This window comes from Pseudoalteromonas sp. SR44-8, from assembly GCF_014163635.1.
Classification (GTDB): domain Bacteria; phylum Pseudomonadota; class Gammaproteobacteria; order Enterobacterales; family Alteromonadaceae; genus Pseudoalteromonas; species Pseudoalteromonas rhizosphaerae.
Genome location: NZ_JACJDS010000018.1, coordinates 72,491 through 87,171, shown reverse-complemented (window position 1 = coordinate 87,171; position 14,681 = coordinate 72,491). Strand labels below are relative to the sequence as shown.

The 14,681-nt window shown below is 41.6% G+C and carries 14 protein-coding genes; 6 read left to right on the top strand and 8 right to left on the bottom strand.

The window, feature by feature from the left end; translation table 11 throughout:
- Positions 1 to 20: 20 nt before the first annotated feature.
- Together metL and metB are read right to left on the bottom strand one after the other, a co-directional pair.
- A complete protein-coding gene (metL, locus tag H5183_RS10940; protein ID WP_182731694.1) occupies positions 21 to 2,366 on the bottom strand; it encodes a bifunctional aspartate kinase/homoserine dehydrogenase II in 2,346 nt (781 codons plus the stop codon).
- Positions 2,367 to 2,372: 6 nt separating this feature from the next.
- Entirely contained in the window at positions 2,373 to 3,635 is a 1,263-nt protein-coding gene (gene metB / locus H5183_RS10935; protein WP_145238511.1) for a cystathionine gamma-synthase, read from the bottom strand.
- 235 nt (positions 3,636 to 3,870) lie between these two features.
- On the opposite strand from metB, the gene metJ reads away from it, so the two are divergent.
- Positions 3,871 to 4,191, top strand: a complete 321-nt coding sequence (gene metJ / locus H5183_RS10930; protein ID WP_016709540.1) for a met regulon transcriptional regulator MetJ — start codon at positions 3,871 to 3,873, stop codon at positions 4,189 to 4,191.
- Between the two features lie 109 nt (positions 4,192 to 4,300).
- On the opposite strand, the gene H5183_RS10925 is transcribed toward metJ, so the two are convergent.
- Together H5183_RS10925 and rpmE are read right to left on the bottom strand one after the other, a co-directional pair.
- The gene (locus H5183_RS10925) at positions 4,301 to 5,542 is read right to left on the bottom strand and encodes a malic enzyme-like NAD(P)-binding protein (protein WP_145238508.1); all 1,242 of its coding nucleotides are present in this window, start codon (positions 5,540 to 5,542) and stop codon (positions 4,301 to 4,303) included.
- A gap of 564 nt (positions 5,543 to 6,106) precedes the next feature.
- A complete protein-coding gene (rpmE, locus tag H5183_RS10920; RefSeq protein ID WP_145238505.1) occupies positions 6,107 to 6,319 on the bottom strand; it encodes a 50S ribosomal protein L31 in 213 nt (70 codons plus the stop codon).
- 233 nt (positions 6,320 to 6,552) lie between these two features.
- Between rpmE and priA the strand changes: the two genes are divergently transcribed.
- From priA to H5183_RS10895, 5 genes are all read left to right on the top strand, one after another.
- The gene (priA, locus tag H5183_RS10915; protein WP_149982625.1) at positions 6,553 to 8,739 is read left to right on the top strand and encodes a primosomal protein N'; all 2,187 of its coding nucleotides are present in this window, start codon (positions 6,553 to 6,555) and stop codon (positions 8,737 to 8,739) included.
- Between the two features lie 21 nt (positions 8,740 to 8,760).
- Positions 8,761 to 9,291 (top strand): SPOR domain-containing protein, encoded by a 531-nt coding sequence (locus tag H5183_RS10910; RefSeq protein ID WP_149982624.1) that lies wholly within the window; start codon positions 8,761 to 8,763, stop codon positions 9,289 to 9,291.
- An 80-nt stretch (positions 9,292 to 9,371) separates the two neighbouring features.
- A complete protein-coding gene (gene hslV / locus H5183_RS10905) occupies positions 9,372 to 9,890 on the top strand; it encodes an ATP-dependent protease subunit HslV (protein ID WP_145238496.1) in 519 nt (172 codons plus the stop codon).
- A gap of 11 nt (positions 9,891 to 9,901) precedes the next feature.
- Positions 9,902 to 11,230 (top strand): HslU--HslV peptidase ATPase subunit, encoded by a 1,329-nt coding sequence (gene hslU, locus H5183_RS10900; RefSeq protein WP_182717691.1) that lies wholly within the window; start codon positions 9,902 to 9,904, stop codon positions 11,228 to 11,230.
- A gap of 68 nt (positions 11,231 to 11,298) precedes the next feature.
- Complete coding sequence (locus H5183_RS10895) at positions 11,299 to 11,673, top strand: gamma-butyrobetaine hydroxylase-like domain-containing protein (RefSeq protein WP_182731693.1); 375 nt, start codon at positions 11,299 to 11,301, stop codon at positions 11,671 to 11,673.
- A 376-nt stretch (positions 11,674 to 12,049) separates the two neighbouring features.
- Here H5183_RS10895 and H5183_RS10890 read toward each other — a convergent pair whose 3' ends face one another.
- The 4 genes from H5183_RS10890 to H5183_RS10875 all read right to left on the bottom strand — a co-directional run bounded on the left by H5183_RS10890 (position 12,050) and on the right by H5183_RS10875 (position 14,624).
- The gene (locus tag H5183_RS10890; RefSeq protein WP_182731692.1) at positions 12,050 to 12,535 is read right to left on the bottom strand and encodes a hypothetical protein; all 486 of its coding nucleotides are present in this window, start codon (positions 12,533 to 12,535) and stop codon (positions 12,050 to 12,052) included.
- 411 nt (positions 12,536 to 12,946) lie between these two features.
- Complete coding sequence (locus tag H5183_RS10885) at positions 12,947 to 13,291, bottom strand: hypothetical protein (protein WP_182731691.1); 345 nt, start codon at positions 13,289 to 13,291, stop codon at positions 12,947 to 12,949.
- Between the two features lie 139 nt (positions 13,292 to 13,430).
- Positions 13,431 to 13,814, bottom strand: a complete 384-nt coding sequence (locus H5183_RS10880) for a hypothetical protein (protein ID WP_182731690.1) — start codon at positions 13,812 to 13,814, stop codon at positions 13,431 to 13,433.
- Between the two features lie 72 nt (positions 13,815 to 13,886).
- A complete protein-coding gene (locus tag H5183_RS10875) occupies positions 13,887 to 14,624 on the bottom strand; it encodes a DUF4145 domain-containing protein (protein WP_182731689.1) in 738 nt (245 codons plus the stop codon).
- Positions 14,625 to 14,681: the final 57 nt, after the last annotated feature.

Sequence of the window (14,681 nt, the reverse complement as noted above, 5' to 3'; positions counted from 1 at the left end):
TTATTTTACAAACTCAGAGCTCATTTTAAGTTTTGTATTAACCAATATAAATCAGAATGCACGCCTGCTGCGGTAACTTCTTTGCCTGCACCAGGACCTTGGATCACCAACGCATTATCGCTATACCACTGACTGTTGATAACAAAGATATTATCACCTGGAGTTAAGTTAGCTAAGGCATCACCCTGTGTTGCATAAGCCAAACCGACTTTGGCTGTTACTTTGCCATCAGCAATTGTTAACGCACCGGTATAACGCAGTACTTTGTTTTCTTTGCCAGCTAACTGCGCTTTTTCAGCAATAAAGTCATCAAGCAACTGCTTATTAGCTAAAAAAGACTGCCAATCACCTTGCGCTAGTTGCTCTGGCATCAACGGTGTTAAGCCAATCTCATCAAGCTCTAAGGTGAGCCCTAATTCACGTGCTAAAATTAATAGCTTACGCTGCATATCACGCCCTGATAAATCTTCCCGTGGATCAGGCTCGGTATAGCCCATTTTTTGCGCTTGCAACACTAAATCGGAAAACGCTACACTGCCATCATAACTGCTACACAACCACGATAAAGTGCCTGAGAACACGCCTTCAATATGGGTAATACTGTCGCCACTGTTTTGTAAATCAGCTAACGCAAAATTAATTGGTAAACCCGCACCAACACTGGTGTTATAACGCCATAATAAGTTACGTTCAGCTAAATTACGGCGTAAATTTTGATACCAGTCATTATTTGCAGTGCCCGCATATTTATTAGCACTGATCAGGTGACAATCTAAATTAACAAACGCCGGGTAAAGCTTACTAAACGCTTCACTAGCAGTAATATCAATCAGCACTTTGTGTTCGTAATCGAGTTCGCTGATACGTGTCAGTAAATCAGCTTCTTGGTAATCTATTGCTTCGTTTTGCCACTGTGACTGCCATTGCTCAAGCACGATACCACTTGGGCTGAACAACATAGAGCGCGAGCGTAATAAACCAACCAGCTTAACGCTGAAGTGTTGCTGCAAACGATTAAGCTGCTGACTTAGTTGCTCAATAAATACTTCACCAACATTACCAAGGCCAGCAACAATAATGGCAAGCTCTTGGCCTTTGTTAATCAACTTATCATGCAATAAGGTCAATACATCACTATCAATAGATTGATCCGTTAGTAGTAATATGTAGTCTGCGTCTTGATGGCTAAAGCGCGGCACTAAACTTTGCTCACTAAGCACTTGCGTTGCTTGTTCAAATAATTGCGCTACATCATTTCGTGGCGCCACAACAGCGCAACCATGTAAGTTCGACTCAATAATATTAGCGCGCCCTTGCAAATGACTCACCACCTGATGAGTCGCTGCTGCCGGCACTAGTAAGTAGGTATCGCCGTTTTTAATAAAATGATGCAAGCTGTGTTGAATAAGCTGACTTAATTCGCCAATTTCACCGCCACGCAGCTGATCAATACGCAGTAAATCAATATTTTCTAAGGTAGTGATAAAACGCTTAGCTTTGCTGTAACCTTCTTTGACAATTTCTGTCGCGCTAGCTTCGCTGTCGTAACTACTGCGAACGACTAATTTGATATCAGTATTTTTTAATGGCGAGAGAGTTTTAGCATGTAACACTGGGTTGCCCAAACGCGCCAGTAAGTTTGCTTGGCCACGACATACTTTAGAATACTTAATCGCTTTTTTTACTTTACGAGGGTCGGTACTAAACACCCCTTGGGTATCAGTCCAAATTGATACCTGACTAGCATGACAATAACTGCTTAACAAAGTCGCGCTGTAATCACTGCCATTGCGCCCCAAAGTAACTGTATTTGCTTGGCAATCAGCGGCTATAAAACCAGTAACAATATTAATGCAATTGGCTGAAATTAACTCGGCACAGGCTTGTTGATTTTTTTGATGTAATAATTGCCCATCATTAAGGGTAAACAATTGACGAGCATCAACATCTTGAGCTGCAACATTTAACTGTTTTAAATAGCTAGCCAATAATCGTGCCGACCAAACTTCACCGTGAGCAAGCAATGCGGCTTCCTGTAAGCTTTGCTGTTGAGTTTGCTGTGCAATTAAGGCTAGCTCTTGTTCTAATACGTTTAATGCCGTATGTCGCGCTGCTGGACTCAATAACTGCTCGATCAAAGTACGTTGATGATTATCAAGCTGCAATAAAATATCACTCACTGCCTGTTGATCACCTTGCTGGTAACTCTGCCATAGCGTAACTAACGTATTAGTAGTTTTACCGGCTGCGGATACCACCACACAATCACCGGCTTCCGTATGGGCTAGAATAATATTTGCTACGGCCTGATAACGCTCTGCAGAACTAAGGCTAGAACCACCAAATTTATGAACTATATTTACCATTTTTTATTACCACAAAGCCGTATGTGCAGGAGTCAGTTTAAATGAGCTTGATTGCTCATCATCTTGTTGTTGAACAGAGGAAGCGATTACTTTTGCGCCGTGCTGAGCTTGACCTGGTTTCACTTTATTGAATACACGATCTAAGTCAGCGATTAAATCTTTTACATCTTCAATGCCCACCGAAATACGGATCAGGGTATCACCTACTCCCGCAGCAAGACGAGCAGTTGCCTCCATACCTGCGTGGGTCATAGTTGCAGGGTGACAAATCAAACTCTCAACCCCACCTAATGACTCAGCTAAGCTAAATTCTTCTAAGCTGGTCAAAAATTCTGCAGCATCATTAATATCACCTTTGATATCAAAGCTTACCATGCCACCAAAACCACGTTGCTGCTGTTTAGCGAGTTCATGCTGTGGATGAGATACTAATCCAGGGTAATATACTTGGCTTACATAAGGGGAGTTTTCTAGATATTGGGCAATAATAAAGGCATTTTCTTGATGCTGACGTAAACGAACATTCAAAGTACGTAAACCACGTAACGTTAAGTAGCTATCAAACGGGGCACCGGTAATGCCAATGTTATTAGCCCACCAAGCAAGCTCATCACCCAACTCTTGGGTAGCGGCGATCACCGCACCACCAACAACATCTGAGTGACCGTTAATATATTTAGTGGTCGAATGCACCACAATATCAACACCAAACTCAATTGGGTTTTGCAAAGCAGGTGATAAAAATGTGTTATCGGCACCAACCAACGCACCGCACTGCTTAGCAATCGTGGTGATCGCTTTAATATCGGTTAACCGTAAGATAGGATTACTCGGTGTTTCAATCCAAATTAGCTTTGGTTTTATCTCAAGAATTTTTTGATGATTTTCAGATTTAGTTAAATCTAAAACCACTAACTTTAATAAGCCACGCTTTTCAAGTGAGGTGAATAAGCGGTAACTACCGCCATAGCAATCATGTGGGATCACTAAGGTATCGTCACTGTTTAGCAGCTGAGTAGCTAAATGCACCGCAGCCATGCCCGTTGCAGTGATAATCCCCTTAGCGCCACCTTCAAGCTTAGCGAGCGTTTCAGCGAGTAAATCACGGTTTGGGTTGCCGCTACGGCCATAATCATATTGGCGCTTTTTATCAAAATCAGCAAATGAGTAGGTGGTCGATAAATGAATGGGAGGCACAACCGCGCCGTGATGTTTATCTGCATCAATACCATTGCGTACTGCAATGGTTGCTTTATTCTTTTGACTCATACCGTCACCTACAATTAAATGGATGTTTAGACGTCTAAAAGGTTAGAGGATCAAATTTAATAAGTCAAAGCATTTATGCGGTTTTAGCCGCAAGATTAGAAGTAAAAACATTTAAGCCGCTAGATGGCTAAAAAACAAGTATTTGACTATCTTTTTTAACACGATAGAATTTCGCCATCTTTGCGCTGCAAAAGGTCGCGCAAACAATTAACAACCTGAGGCAACGATACATCCTATGGCTAAATGGAATGGTGAATATATTCACCCATACGCAGAACACGGGAAAAAATCAGAACAAGTTAAAAAGATCACCGTTTCGATCCCGCTAAATGTATTAAAAGTTTTGACTGATGAGCGTACTCGTCGTCAAATTAATAATCTTCGCCATGCAACAAATAGCGAATTACTTTGTGAAGCATTTTTACACGCATTTACTGGCCAACCACTGCCAAACGATGAAGATTTACGTAAAGATAATCCAGAGAAAGTGCCTGAAGAAGTGAAAAAAATCATGCTTGAAATGGGTCTCGAAGTACCTGTACTCAACGAAGATTAAGTTATCATTTGTATATATTCCTGCTTCAGGAATGGGCTACAAAAAAACCTCAGTAACGTAAGTTACTGAGGTTTTTATTATTGTGCCATTACCAATTGCAGCTAAGCAGCTACTCCATGTAGTTTTCCGGCATATCAATTTGTGCAACACCAGAATCAATTGCCGCTTGCGCTACTGCTTTGGCAATGCGCGGTAATAAACGCGGATCCATCGGTTTTGGAATAATATACTGCGCACCAAATTCAAGTGTCTCAACACCCGCCGCTTTTAATACTTCCGCTGGTACTGGTTCTTTAGCAATGCTACGAATAGCGTCAACCGCAGCAATTTTCATTTCATCATTAATTTTGCTTGCACGCACATCTAGCGCACCACGGAAAATAAATGGGAAACACAGCACGTTGTTAACTTGGTTTGGATAATCTGAACGACCCGTTGCCATGATTAAATCATCGCGAGCACCATGAGCAAGCACTGGTGAGATTTCTGGATCTGGGTTTGAACAGGCAAACACTACAGGTCGATCAGCCATTAGCTTAAGATCGTCAGGAGAAAGTAAATTCGGGCCAGATACACCAACAAATACATCGGCATCAGCAATAACATCTTGCAGTGTGCGCTTATCTGTATTGTTAGCGAATAACTGTTTGTACTCGTTTAAATCATCACGACGAGTATGAATAACGCCTTTACGATCTAACATGTAAATATGTTCACGCAATGCGCCACACTTGATCAGTAGCTCCATACACGCAACCGCTGCGGCACCGGCTCCTAAACAAACGATAATCGCATCTTCGATTTCTTTGCCTTGTACTTCAAGTGCGTTGATCATACCAGCAGCCGTTACAATCGCGGTACCGTGTTGATCGTCGTGGAACACTGGAATGCTACAACGCTCGATCAATGCTTTTTCTATTTCAAAACACTCTGGCGCTTTAATGTCTTCTAAGTTAATACCGCCAAACGTATCAGCGATGTTAGCAACTGTATTGATGAAATCTTCGGTGGTATTGTGTTTCACCTCAATATCTATCGAATCTAGACCCGCAAAGCGTTTAAATAATAACGCTTTACCTTCCATAACCGGTTTTGAAGCCAATGGACCTAAGTTACCTAAACCTAAAATAGCGGTGCCGTTAGTAATAACCGCAACCATATTGCCTTTACCGGTGTATTTGTAGGCATTAGCGGGATCAGCAGCTATTTCACGTACCGGTTCTGCAACACCGGGGCTGTATGCGAGTGCAAGATCCTGTACGGTTTCAGCTGGCTTTGTAAGCTCAACGCTAATTTTTCCTGGAACGGGGTGCGAATGGTAATGTAAAGCTTGTTCACGAAAGTCTGACATAACGCGATTTTATCCTGCAAGTAAGTTAAGTTGAAAGTGAGAGTAAGCAGTTCTTATATCTTATAGGGAACGATACCTATATTATAATTAAATTCAAGCAATATCAGGTCTATCCTGTTATATGCTATATCCGTTAATTTTATGCGTTTTGTCAGCATTTTTTGCAAAAAAGCTTCAATTTTCGGCTATAAAAACGCCACAAAGCATCAAAAAACCCATCTTAAAATGCTCATTATGCAACGCTTTAAAGCAAAAATAATGGCCCATGACTAAAAACCATCAAAGTAAGACGTTAACAACATTTAACCGCAAAAGACCTAACTTTACCGACAAAAACGTTTAATTTATCGCTTTAACGAGAATGACAATATAGTCAACAAATCACTATTTGTCTGTTATTTACTCGCTATACTGGATATAAAAGTGGGAAATAGTCACAACATAATGAATGCGTAAAGCTGGAGCACTAGAGCAAGAAATAAAGACTAAAAGGCGGTGTTTTTAATAAATAGCAGGCATAAAAAAAAGCACCCTAAGGTGCTTTTTCCGACAAAACAACAAGAATTACTTGCTGCTAAGTGAACCGAAACGCTTGTTAAAGCGATCAACACGGCCACCTGTGTCTAAAACTTTTTGCTTACCAGTGTAAAACGGGTGACACGCAGAACATACGTCTAAGTGAATGTCTTTACACAGAGTAGAACGAGTTTCGAATTTATTTCCACATGAACATGATGCTGAAATTACTTCGTACTTAGGGTGAATACCTTCTTTCATAGAAACCTCTAGTTAAGGCCGCATCGCTCTCCAAACCCGGAGTCTGGCACCATACGTCGTTAAAACAAATTATTTAGGACGCGTATTCTAAGCAACAACCCCACTTGCTACAAGCTTTAAATGTCGTTTTTGCTAATAAAATGAACAAAAGTTTTAAAGAAGATATTTGCAGGTAGGTTTTCAGCCATAATTTTAGTACATTAACTCCCTTATTCGTTCTTGTTTGGGTTGTTATGAGTTTTGTTGAAGTTGCTATAAAAGTACCGTTGCATCGCACCTTTGATTATCGCATTCCAGAGCAACTCGATGGTTTATCGGTGATGCCTAAAGTCGGTGCGCGGGTATGGGTGCCATTTGGTAATCAGCGCAAAGTTGCGGTAGTACTGGCGCTAAAAACCAACACCGATGTGCCGGTTAATAAACTTAAAGCAGTGCTTGAAGTGATTGATGATGAAGCCGTTTTATCAGAGCGACATATCGAATTATTGCGTTTTACTGCGCGCTATTATTGCTACCCACTAGGTGAAACAATTCATATCGCCCTGCCTGGCGCGCTGCGTCAAGGACTGTGCCCAGATAAAAGCAGTATTAGTATGGTGGCACTAACTGAAAAAGGCGCTAAATTACCGTCTTTAAAAGCAAAGAGCCAACTAAGCTTACTCAAACAACTGGCAGATTCGGGTAAATCATCACTTACAGAATTAAAAGCGCTGGGGTTTAGTAAAAAAACTATCGACAGCTTACTTAACAAGGAGCTGATCAGCCAAACGATTGAACACGACAACCAATGGCAACAACAACTTCCCACCGTAGGCACTAAGCCGACTCTAAATAAAGAGCAAGCAGTAGCCTGTACCACCATTAATCAAGCGGTCGGTTTCAATAGCTTTTTACTAGAAGGTGTCACTGGCAGTGGTAAAACCGAGGTTTACTTACAATGCCTTGAAGAGGTTTTAAAACGCGGTGAACAAGCACTCGTACTAGTGCCTGAAATTGGCCTTACGCCACAAACGGTTAATCGATTTCGTCGTCGCTTTCCTGATACGCCGATTATGCTGTGGCATTCAGCACTGACCGATAACGAACGCTTACAAACTTGGCGCTTTTGTGAAAAAGCCAGTTGCGCAATTGTGATTGGTACACGTTCGAGTATCTTTTTACCATTTTTAAAGCTTGGTATGATCATTGTTGATGAAGAACATGACGGTTCATTTAAACAACAAGATACCTTACGTTACCATGCCCGTGATTTAGCCGCATACCGCGCTTTTCAACATAAAATACCGCTGATCTTAGGCTCAGCAACCCCGGCGCTCGAAACCTTGCATAAGGCAATTCATAATAAATACCAACTACTGAGCCTAACACAACGTGCGCAAACCAGTACCGACAATAAATTTCAGCTGATTGATATGAAAGGCCAGCCGGATCAAGCTGGTATAGCTCATGCCAGTCTTGCCACTATGCGTCAGCATTTAAAACGAGGCAAACAAGTGATGGTATTTTTAAACCGTCGCGGTTTTTCGCCTACCCTGATTTGCCATGAATGTGGTTGGTTAAGTGAGTGCACACGTTGCAGCACTAGTGCGACTTTTCACAAAGCCATCGGCCAGATGATTTGCCATCACTGCGGTGAACAAGAACGCGTGCCGCATCAGTGTCCAGACTGTGGTAGTACACAAATATTTCCTAACGGCAAAGGCACCGAACAAATAGAAGAGTTTTTAACAACCGAGTTTCCTGATACCCCGATTAGCCGGATTGACCGCGACTCAACGCGTCGTAAAGGCAGTTTAGAAAAAGCCCTAGACGATATAAACCAAGGCGGTGCACGGATTTTAGTTGGCACCCAAATGCTTGCCAAAGGTCATCACTTTGCTGATGTGAGCTTAGTATTGATCCTTGATGTCGACGGCGGCTTGTACTCGTGCGACTTTCGCGCCACAGAGCATTTAGCACAATTAGTTACTCAGGTGGCTGGCCGTGCTGGGCGCAGTGGCGAACCAGGTCATGTATTATTGCAAACTCACTTTCCCGAGCATCCTTTATTACAAGATTTAGTCAATAATGGTTATCAAGATTTCGCCCGTTTTGCACTGCAAGAGCGCGATGACGCACAGCTACCACCAATAACTAATATGGCGATTGTCCGCGCCGAAGGTCACAACATAAAGCAAGTGGTCGATTTTTTAACAGATTTAGTTCCAGTCCAAGGTCTAACTGGTATACAATTGCTAGGTCCGATCCCTGCACCGCTCGAGCGAATTGCGGGGAAATATCGCTTTCAATTGCATATTCAAGCGCTCGAACGCCCTCTATTACACCAATATCTCGCGCAAATGGTAGACTACTTAAGTACCAGTAAATTAGCGCAAAAGGTGCGATGGAGCTTAGATGTAGATCCAATAGATATGATTTAAGGTTAGAAGCCCAATACCACCATGGCACAACACGATTTTATTAATAAAAAACCGGGCAACCGTAATAGCAAAAAAACAGCGCCACCGAAAAAACCATTCCCCGTATTATTAGTACTGGTTACCGTGCTACTTGTTGGCGGTTTTAGTTTTGGTTTATGGTATGTCAAAACCAATGCAGATCCAAAGCTGGTTGAACAACAAGCAAACCCAACACCTGCAAAAGTGCAACAAGAGTTGCCTAAACCACGCCCTCCTGAATTCATAAAAGAAATCAAAGAGCATGAAATTCAAGTTGAAGTAAGAGAGCTTGAACAAAAAGGCCCTTATGTAATGCAATGCGGCTCGTTCAGAACCCATGGCCAAGCAGAAACCTTAAAAGCTAAAATTGCATTTGCCGGATTAATCGCCGAAATTCGTGAAACAACTGGCACTAACGGTGTCTGGTATAAAGTGCGTTTAGGTCCTTATAAAACCAAACGTTTAGCCGAAAGTGATAAAAACAAACTAAAGCGTAGCAAAATAACTGGTTGCGGAATTTGGAATTGGACTTGATTTTAGCCCATTAACCCATATTAACTCATCATCAATCGCTTTTAACGAGTCGCCCCTGCGACTCGATGATGAGGAATAACATGACCACTATTGTAAGTGTACGTCGCGGCGATAAAGTCGTCATTGGTGGCGATGGCCAAGTTTCACTTGGTAACACCGTAATGAAGGGCAACGCCCGCAAAGTTCGACGCCTTTATAATGGCAAAGTGATCGCCGGTTTTGCTGGCGGCACTGCTGATGCCTTCACCCTGTTCGAACGTTTTGAAAGCAAGCTTGAAATGCACCAAGGCAATCTAACCAAAGCCGCTGTTGAAATGGCTAAAGATTGGCGTAGCGATCGCGCCTTGCGCAAACTCGAAGCATTGCTTGCTGTTGCCGACTCCACAGCCTCACTGATAATTACTGGTAACGGTGATGTTGTGCAGCCTGAAAATGATTTAATTGCCATTGGTAGTGGTGGTAACTTTGCCCAATCAGCTGCAACTGCCCTACTTGAAAACACCGATTTAAGCGCCCGCGAAATTGTTGAAAAAAGCCTGACAATTGCCGGCAACATTTGTGTATTCACAAATAACTTTCAAACCATCGAAGAATTGTAATAGGAACTGCTATGTCTGATATGACTCCCAGAGAAATCGTTCATGAACTTGACCTGCATATAATTGGTCAAGCAAAAGCAAAAAAAGCAGTGGCTATTGCCCTTCGTAATCGCTGGCGCCGCATGCAATTAGATGAAGATCTTCGCGCTGAAGTAACGCCGAAGAATATCCTGATGATCGGTCCAACCGGTGTTGGTAAAACTGAAATTGCCCGTCGTTTAGCAAAACTTGCCAACGCGCCTTTCATTAAAGTCGAAGCGACTAAGTTCACTGAAGTGGGCTATGTTGGTAAAGAAGTTGAAACCATCATTCGCGACTTGGTTGATGTATCAATCAAAATGACCCGTGAGCAACAAACTAAAAAATTCAAACATCGCGCAGAAGAAGCTGCCGAAGAACGTATTTTAGATGCACTACTGACTCCAGCTAAAGATTCGTCTGGTGAAAGCCAACGCGATGAAGGCTCTTCAACGCGTCAGATTTTCCGTAAAAAATTACGCGAAGGTCAATTAGACGATAAAGAAATTGATATTGATTTAGCCCAAGCACAACCAAATGTTGAGATCATGGCACCACCTGGTATGGAAGAAATGACCAACCAGTTGCAAGGCATGTTCCAAAATATGGCGGGTGACAAGCGCACTAAACGCAAACTTAAAATTAAAGAAGCGTTTAAATTATTGGTTGAAGAAGAAGCCTCTAAATTAGTAAATCCTGAAGAACTAAAAGAGCAAGCAATCTTCGCAGCCGAACAAAACGGTATTGTGTTTATCGACGAGATAGACAAAATCTGTAAGCGCGGAGAATCATCAGGTCCAGACGTAAGCCGTGAAGGCGTACAGCGTGACTTACTGCCACTGATTGAGGGCTCAACCGTGAGCACTAAGCATGGCATGGTGAAAACTGACCATATGTTGTTTATTGCCTCTGGCGCATTCCAAATGGCAAAACCATCTGACATGATCCCAGAACTACAAGGTCGCTTACCTATTCGTGTAGAGCTTGAAGCATTAACCGCTGACGACTTTAAACGTATTTTAACCGAACCACATGCCTCACTGACCGAGCAACAACATGCACTACTTAAAACAGAGCAAGTAAGTGTAGAGTTTAGCGATGACGCCATCGAACGCATTGCCAAAGCGGCATGGCAAGTTAATGAAAAAACTGAAAACATTGGTGCACGTCGCCTACATACGGTAATGGAAAAACTGATGGAAGAAATTTCCTATGATGCATCAGAGCAAGCTGGCACCAGTTTAGTCATTGATGCTGCCTATGTTGAGAAGCATTTAGGTGCACTGGTTGAAGATGAAGACCTAAGTCGCTTTATTCTTTAATTTTAAAACTAGAACTTAGGGCTCAGGCTCTAAGTTCTAGGTTCTAGGCTCAATACACAGGCATAACAATGAAACAAGTTATCAAGGTACATCATCATACCGTTAGCAAAACCCTTGATGTCTATTTTGACGATGACACCCACTGTACTTTTAGTAGTGAGTTTTTACGTGTTCATTCACCGTCTGCCGAAGTACAAGGCCATGGTAACGAACCAATGAAATTGGTACTCGGTAAATCGCAGGTTAGCATCAAAAACATCGAGCCAGTCGGCCACTACGCACTGCGTTTAGACTTTGACGATGGCCACAACAGCGGTTTATTTAGCTGGGCATATTTCACCCACCTACAAGCCCAACATGACGATTTATGGCAAACCTACCAACAACGCCTCGCAGAACATCAAGCCAATAAAGACAGCGTACCGATCAAGTTTGTACCTTAGCGAGTTTGCGAGAGTATAGTTAGCGAGTTAAAAGGTTCAAGGTGAAAGTTAGCGCAGCTCGGCGTTAAAGCTCACTATGTGATTGTGGTTGAGTGTAGTGAAGCGTAATGAGAAAGCGCTAGGTAACTGGCGATTCTGGTTGATTACAGCGAAGCGTAACGAGAACTCGCTAGGTAACTAGGTTCTAGGTTTTTTGAGTCCTAAAATGGTCTGAATAAGCTTTAACTTGTTCTGTCAGATTAATAAGTCTCAAGAAAATTTGATAGCAGAGTTTGTACTTTTATATCAAGTGGTTAACGCCTAAAAACAGACAAGCATCAGTTGGTTAAAATAAGTGAGACGGAGCAAGAACCAACTGTTATCTGTCCTTTTTTAATTACTTTGTTAGCTTTACGATTTTTATGATTTTGTTTTCTTTGGTTATTGATAAGTAGCTAACTTCTAAGCAACTACCATTTTTTACAACTTTACCAGGTAACTCTTTTTCATAGAAAAAAGGGGTTTTTGTGTAACTATTAAATGAAAACTCAACCCCCTCAACTTCGAATGTGGCTGTTTGCCTCTTAACTTTATCTAACCTATAGTTTTGAATGCAGCCTGATACAACTGAAAAATCTCCCGCATCGATCTGTTTTTTAATCTCGCTGTCTTGTTTCAACTCTGAGGATGTTACAAACAACCCTATGAAAAAAATGAACCCGGTAATTGTTAAAAGCCAATTGCGAGAAATATTTACTAAACTCGTTGCAAGGTCAGAAACAGCCGAAAACCTGATCAAAATAGTAAACAACAATAAAGCGGGGAACACCCACAAAAAGTAATCCACGCTGGGATCTATATTAATTTCAAAATAAGGACTCAAAATTTACCTAGTACAGCTCACGAGCCTGTAGAATAACTCGTTTTTATTGTTATTGATGGTTTAACCATAGCGGAGTTGCTATTTTGATTCAATCGCTTAGTAATATTCGTGTTAGATTATCGATTATTTAAATATGCCAATACTAAGCGCTAAGTTTCCCTCATTTACTTCTCATTCCCTTCTCTTTGTGCAAAAAATTTAGTGAATTATTTACAAAGTGGTTAAGAGGCGCTGCGCTTATATGTATCTGCCGTAAGCTACTTGCTTAACTGCCACATCGTCAGACGAAGTAAACGAATTTGCTTATTGAATTAGAGTTGATTTAGAATTGACCGTCACTATATAAAAACGGTCAAATAAAATACTAGTGCCTATTGACAGAGTTTAGGCTCATATGTGTAAGCATGTTTACTACTCAGTTAGCTCTGGCAATATCAATTTCTTTTGCAACTCAACGAACGATTCTTTCGTGTATGGACCAAAGACAAACTCGGTAGCACCCGCAAATTTATGGTCTTTTTCCCGATCTATGTAGTAGTAAGCACATGTCTGTTCTGGGCAAGCATATACTGAAATGAATTTTTCATTTGCATAGATACTCTTGGGCTCATCAATACGCCCAATATAAACTCCATCACCAACGTTAAAGCCAAGACTTTTAACACCGTCTATCCAGTAAACTTCATAGGGTCCGTCACACCAAGAAGAGGAGCATCCCACCAGAAGTACTGCAACCAAAAATGAAATGTGCTTCACGATTCCCCTTGCATGCTAACGACGCAAACAACGGCAGACTTTTTGTTGATTGTTTTGTGCGAAAATGGCGAAGCCACGCACAAAACGAGCAACGAAAAGGCTGTCCAAGGAGCGAAGCTAGTGAGGCTGATTTGCCTTGTTATAAGCTGACATTTTTACGCACATAGTTCCATGCTGTTATGGCACAAGCTGCACCGAATAAACCATAGAGCCCGAGAAAAGTAACCGATTGAATACTAAATATTGTACCCGTCACACCAAACATTAAAACTGGCGTGAGCGCGCCTAATACAAAGCCAGTAAACAAGTAGATGGCAAAATATGCATATTCAGGTAGCCTAAATTTCTGACGAAGTTTTATTAAAGGATATGCCAAAATAAGACACCACATTATCGCAATGGGAAAAGCAATAAAACCAAATATTGTGGCTACCCCACCAAAAGCTGGCAGACTAATTAGAATAATAAGTAAGGCACCTACAAACGCTGCTTGAATACTTGACGCAATTATATGCTTAAACATTGCTTAGCCTTATAACGCCCAAATATGCCGACGAAAGGAGCGCAGCGAGTTGAGGTCGGTATAATTGATTTGTTATGTGCCATCTCGCTGCTTAATATGCTCTTGCGTTTCAGTTGGGATTAAATCGGCGTATAGCTGCTCAAGTTCTTTTGGCTTTGTTAATAGTTCTTCAGCAATAAAGTTCAAGATTCCGAACAGTTTTTGGGCAACATCAGCATTATCGTCTAAGTTTATCTGGCCAGGATGAACAGCATTGTTTCCTACAACTCTAAGTAAATCTAAAGCTTGTTGAATTTTAGGACTCAGACCTTCTGCAACCAATTCTTTGATATCTCCATTGATATTCTTGCCACTCTTACCAACTTGTTCTAACAATTTCTGGAGTGCCAGTCTCAGCAAAGCTGTTGAACCTTTCGGTGAGTCGACAAGAATTGAGGAAGCCTCAAGGTAAAGCGATTTTATATCTTCGCTTAAGTCAGCGTTTGGTGGTGGCAGCGTGGTTTTCTTAGGAAAAACAATTTCCTCATTAACCCAAAGTGTAAATTCTTCACACGAGGAGCATGTCGCCACTGCGAAGCCATCAGGAACGAAGTTATAAAAGTTTCTGCTAAATGAATTTTCAATTTCCTCTAGAAACCTGCTTATTTTCCCTTGCGAATAATCATCAATCTTTGCCCTGTAATTCAAATAGAGATGGTTAATTATTTTGGTAGCTGTCGAACTTGCATTGTTCGCCGTGAACCACTCTTGGGTAGCAACTGTTTCGCAGTGTGGGCACTGAAATTTCTTACTTCCATACTCAGGAATCATTATTCACTCCGAAATTTGATAGCACATAACGCCGCTATAACCTGCCCAAATTATGGA

Bases quoted from the DNA above. Each gene is read 5' to 3' on its own strand.
- H5183_RS10880 (WP_182731690.1), bottom strand. From the start codon at position 13,814: ATGTTTAAGCATATAATTGCGTCAAGTATTCAAGCAGCGTTTGTAGGT.
- metB (WP_145238511.1), bottom strand. From the start codon at position 3,635: ATGAGTCAAAAGAATAAAGCAACCATTGCAGTACGCAATGGTATTGAT.
- metJ (WP_016709540.1), top strand. From the start codon at position 3,871: ATGGCTAAATGGAATGGTGAATATATTCACCCATACGCAGAACACGGG.
- H5183_RS10925 (WP_145238508.1), bottom strand. From the start codon at position 5,542: ATGTCAGACTTTCGTGAACAAGCTTTACATTACCATTCGCACCCCGTT.
- hslU (WP_182717691.1), top strand. From the start codon at position 9,902: ATGTCTGATATGACTCCCAGAGAAATCGTTCATGAACTTGACCTGCAT.
- metL (WP_182731694.1), bottom strand. From the start codon at position 2,366: ATGGTAAATATAGTTCATAAATTTGGTGGTTCTAGCCTTAGTTCTGCA.
- priA (WP_149982625.1), top strand. From the start codon at position 6,553: ATGAGTTTTGTTGAAGTTGCTATAAAAGTACCGTTGCATCGCACCTTT.
- H5183_RS10895 (WP_182731693.1), top strand. From the start codon at position 11,299: ATGAAACAAGTTATCAAGGTACATCATCATACCGTTAGCAAAACCCTT.
- H5183_RS10875 (WP_182731689.1), bottom strand. From the start codon at position 14,624: ATGATTCCTGAGTATGGAAGTAAGAAATTTCAGTGCCCACACTGCGAA.
- rpmE (WP_145238505.1), bottom strand. From the start codon at position 6,319: ATGAAAGAAGGTATTCACCCTAAGTACGAAGTAATTTCAGCATCATGT.
- hslV (WP_145238496.1), top strand. From the start codon at position 9,372: ATGACCACTATTGTAAGTGTACGTCGCGGCGATAAAGTCGTCATTGGT.
- H5183_RS10910 (WP_149982624.1), top strand. From the start codon at position 8,761: ATGGCACAACACGATTTTATTAATAAAAAACCGGGCAACCGTAATAGC.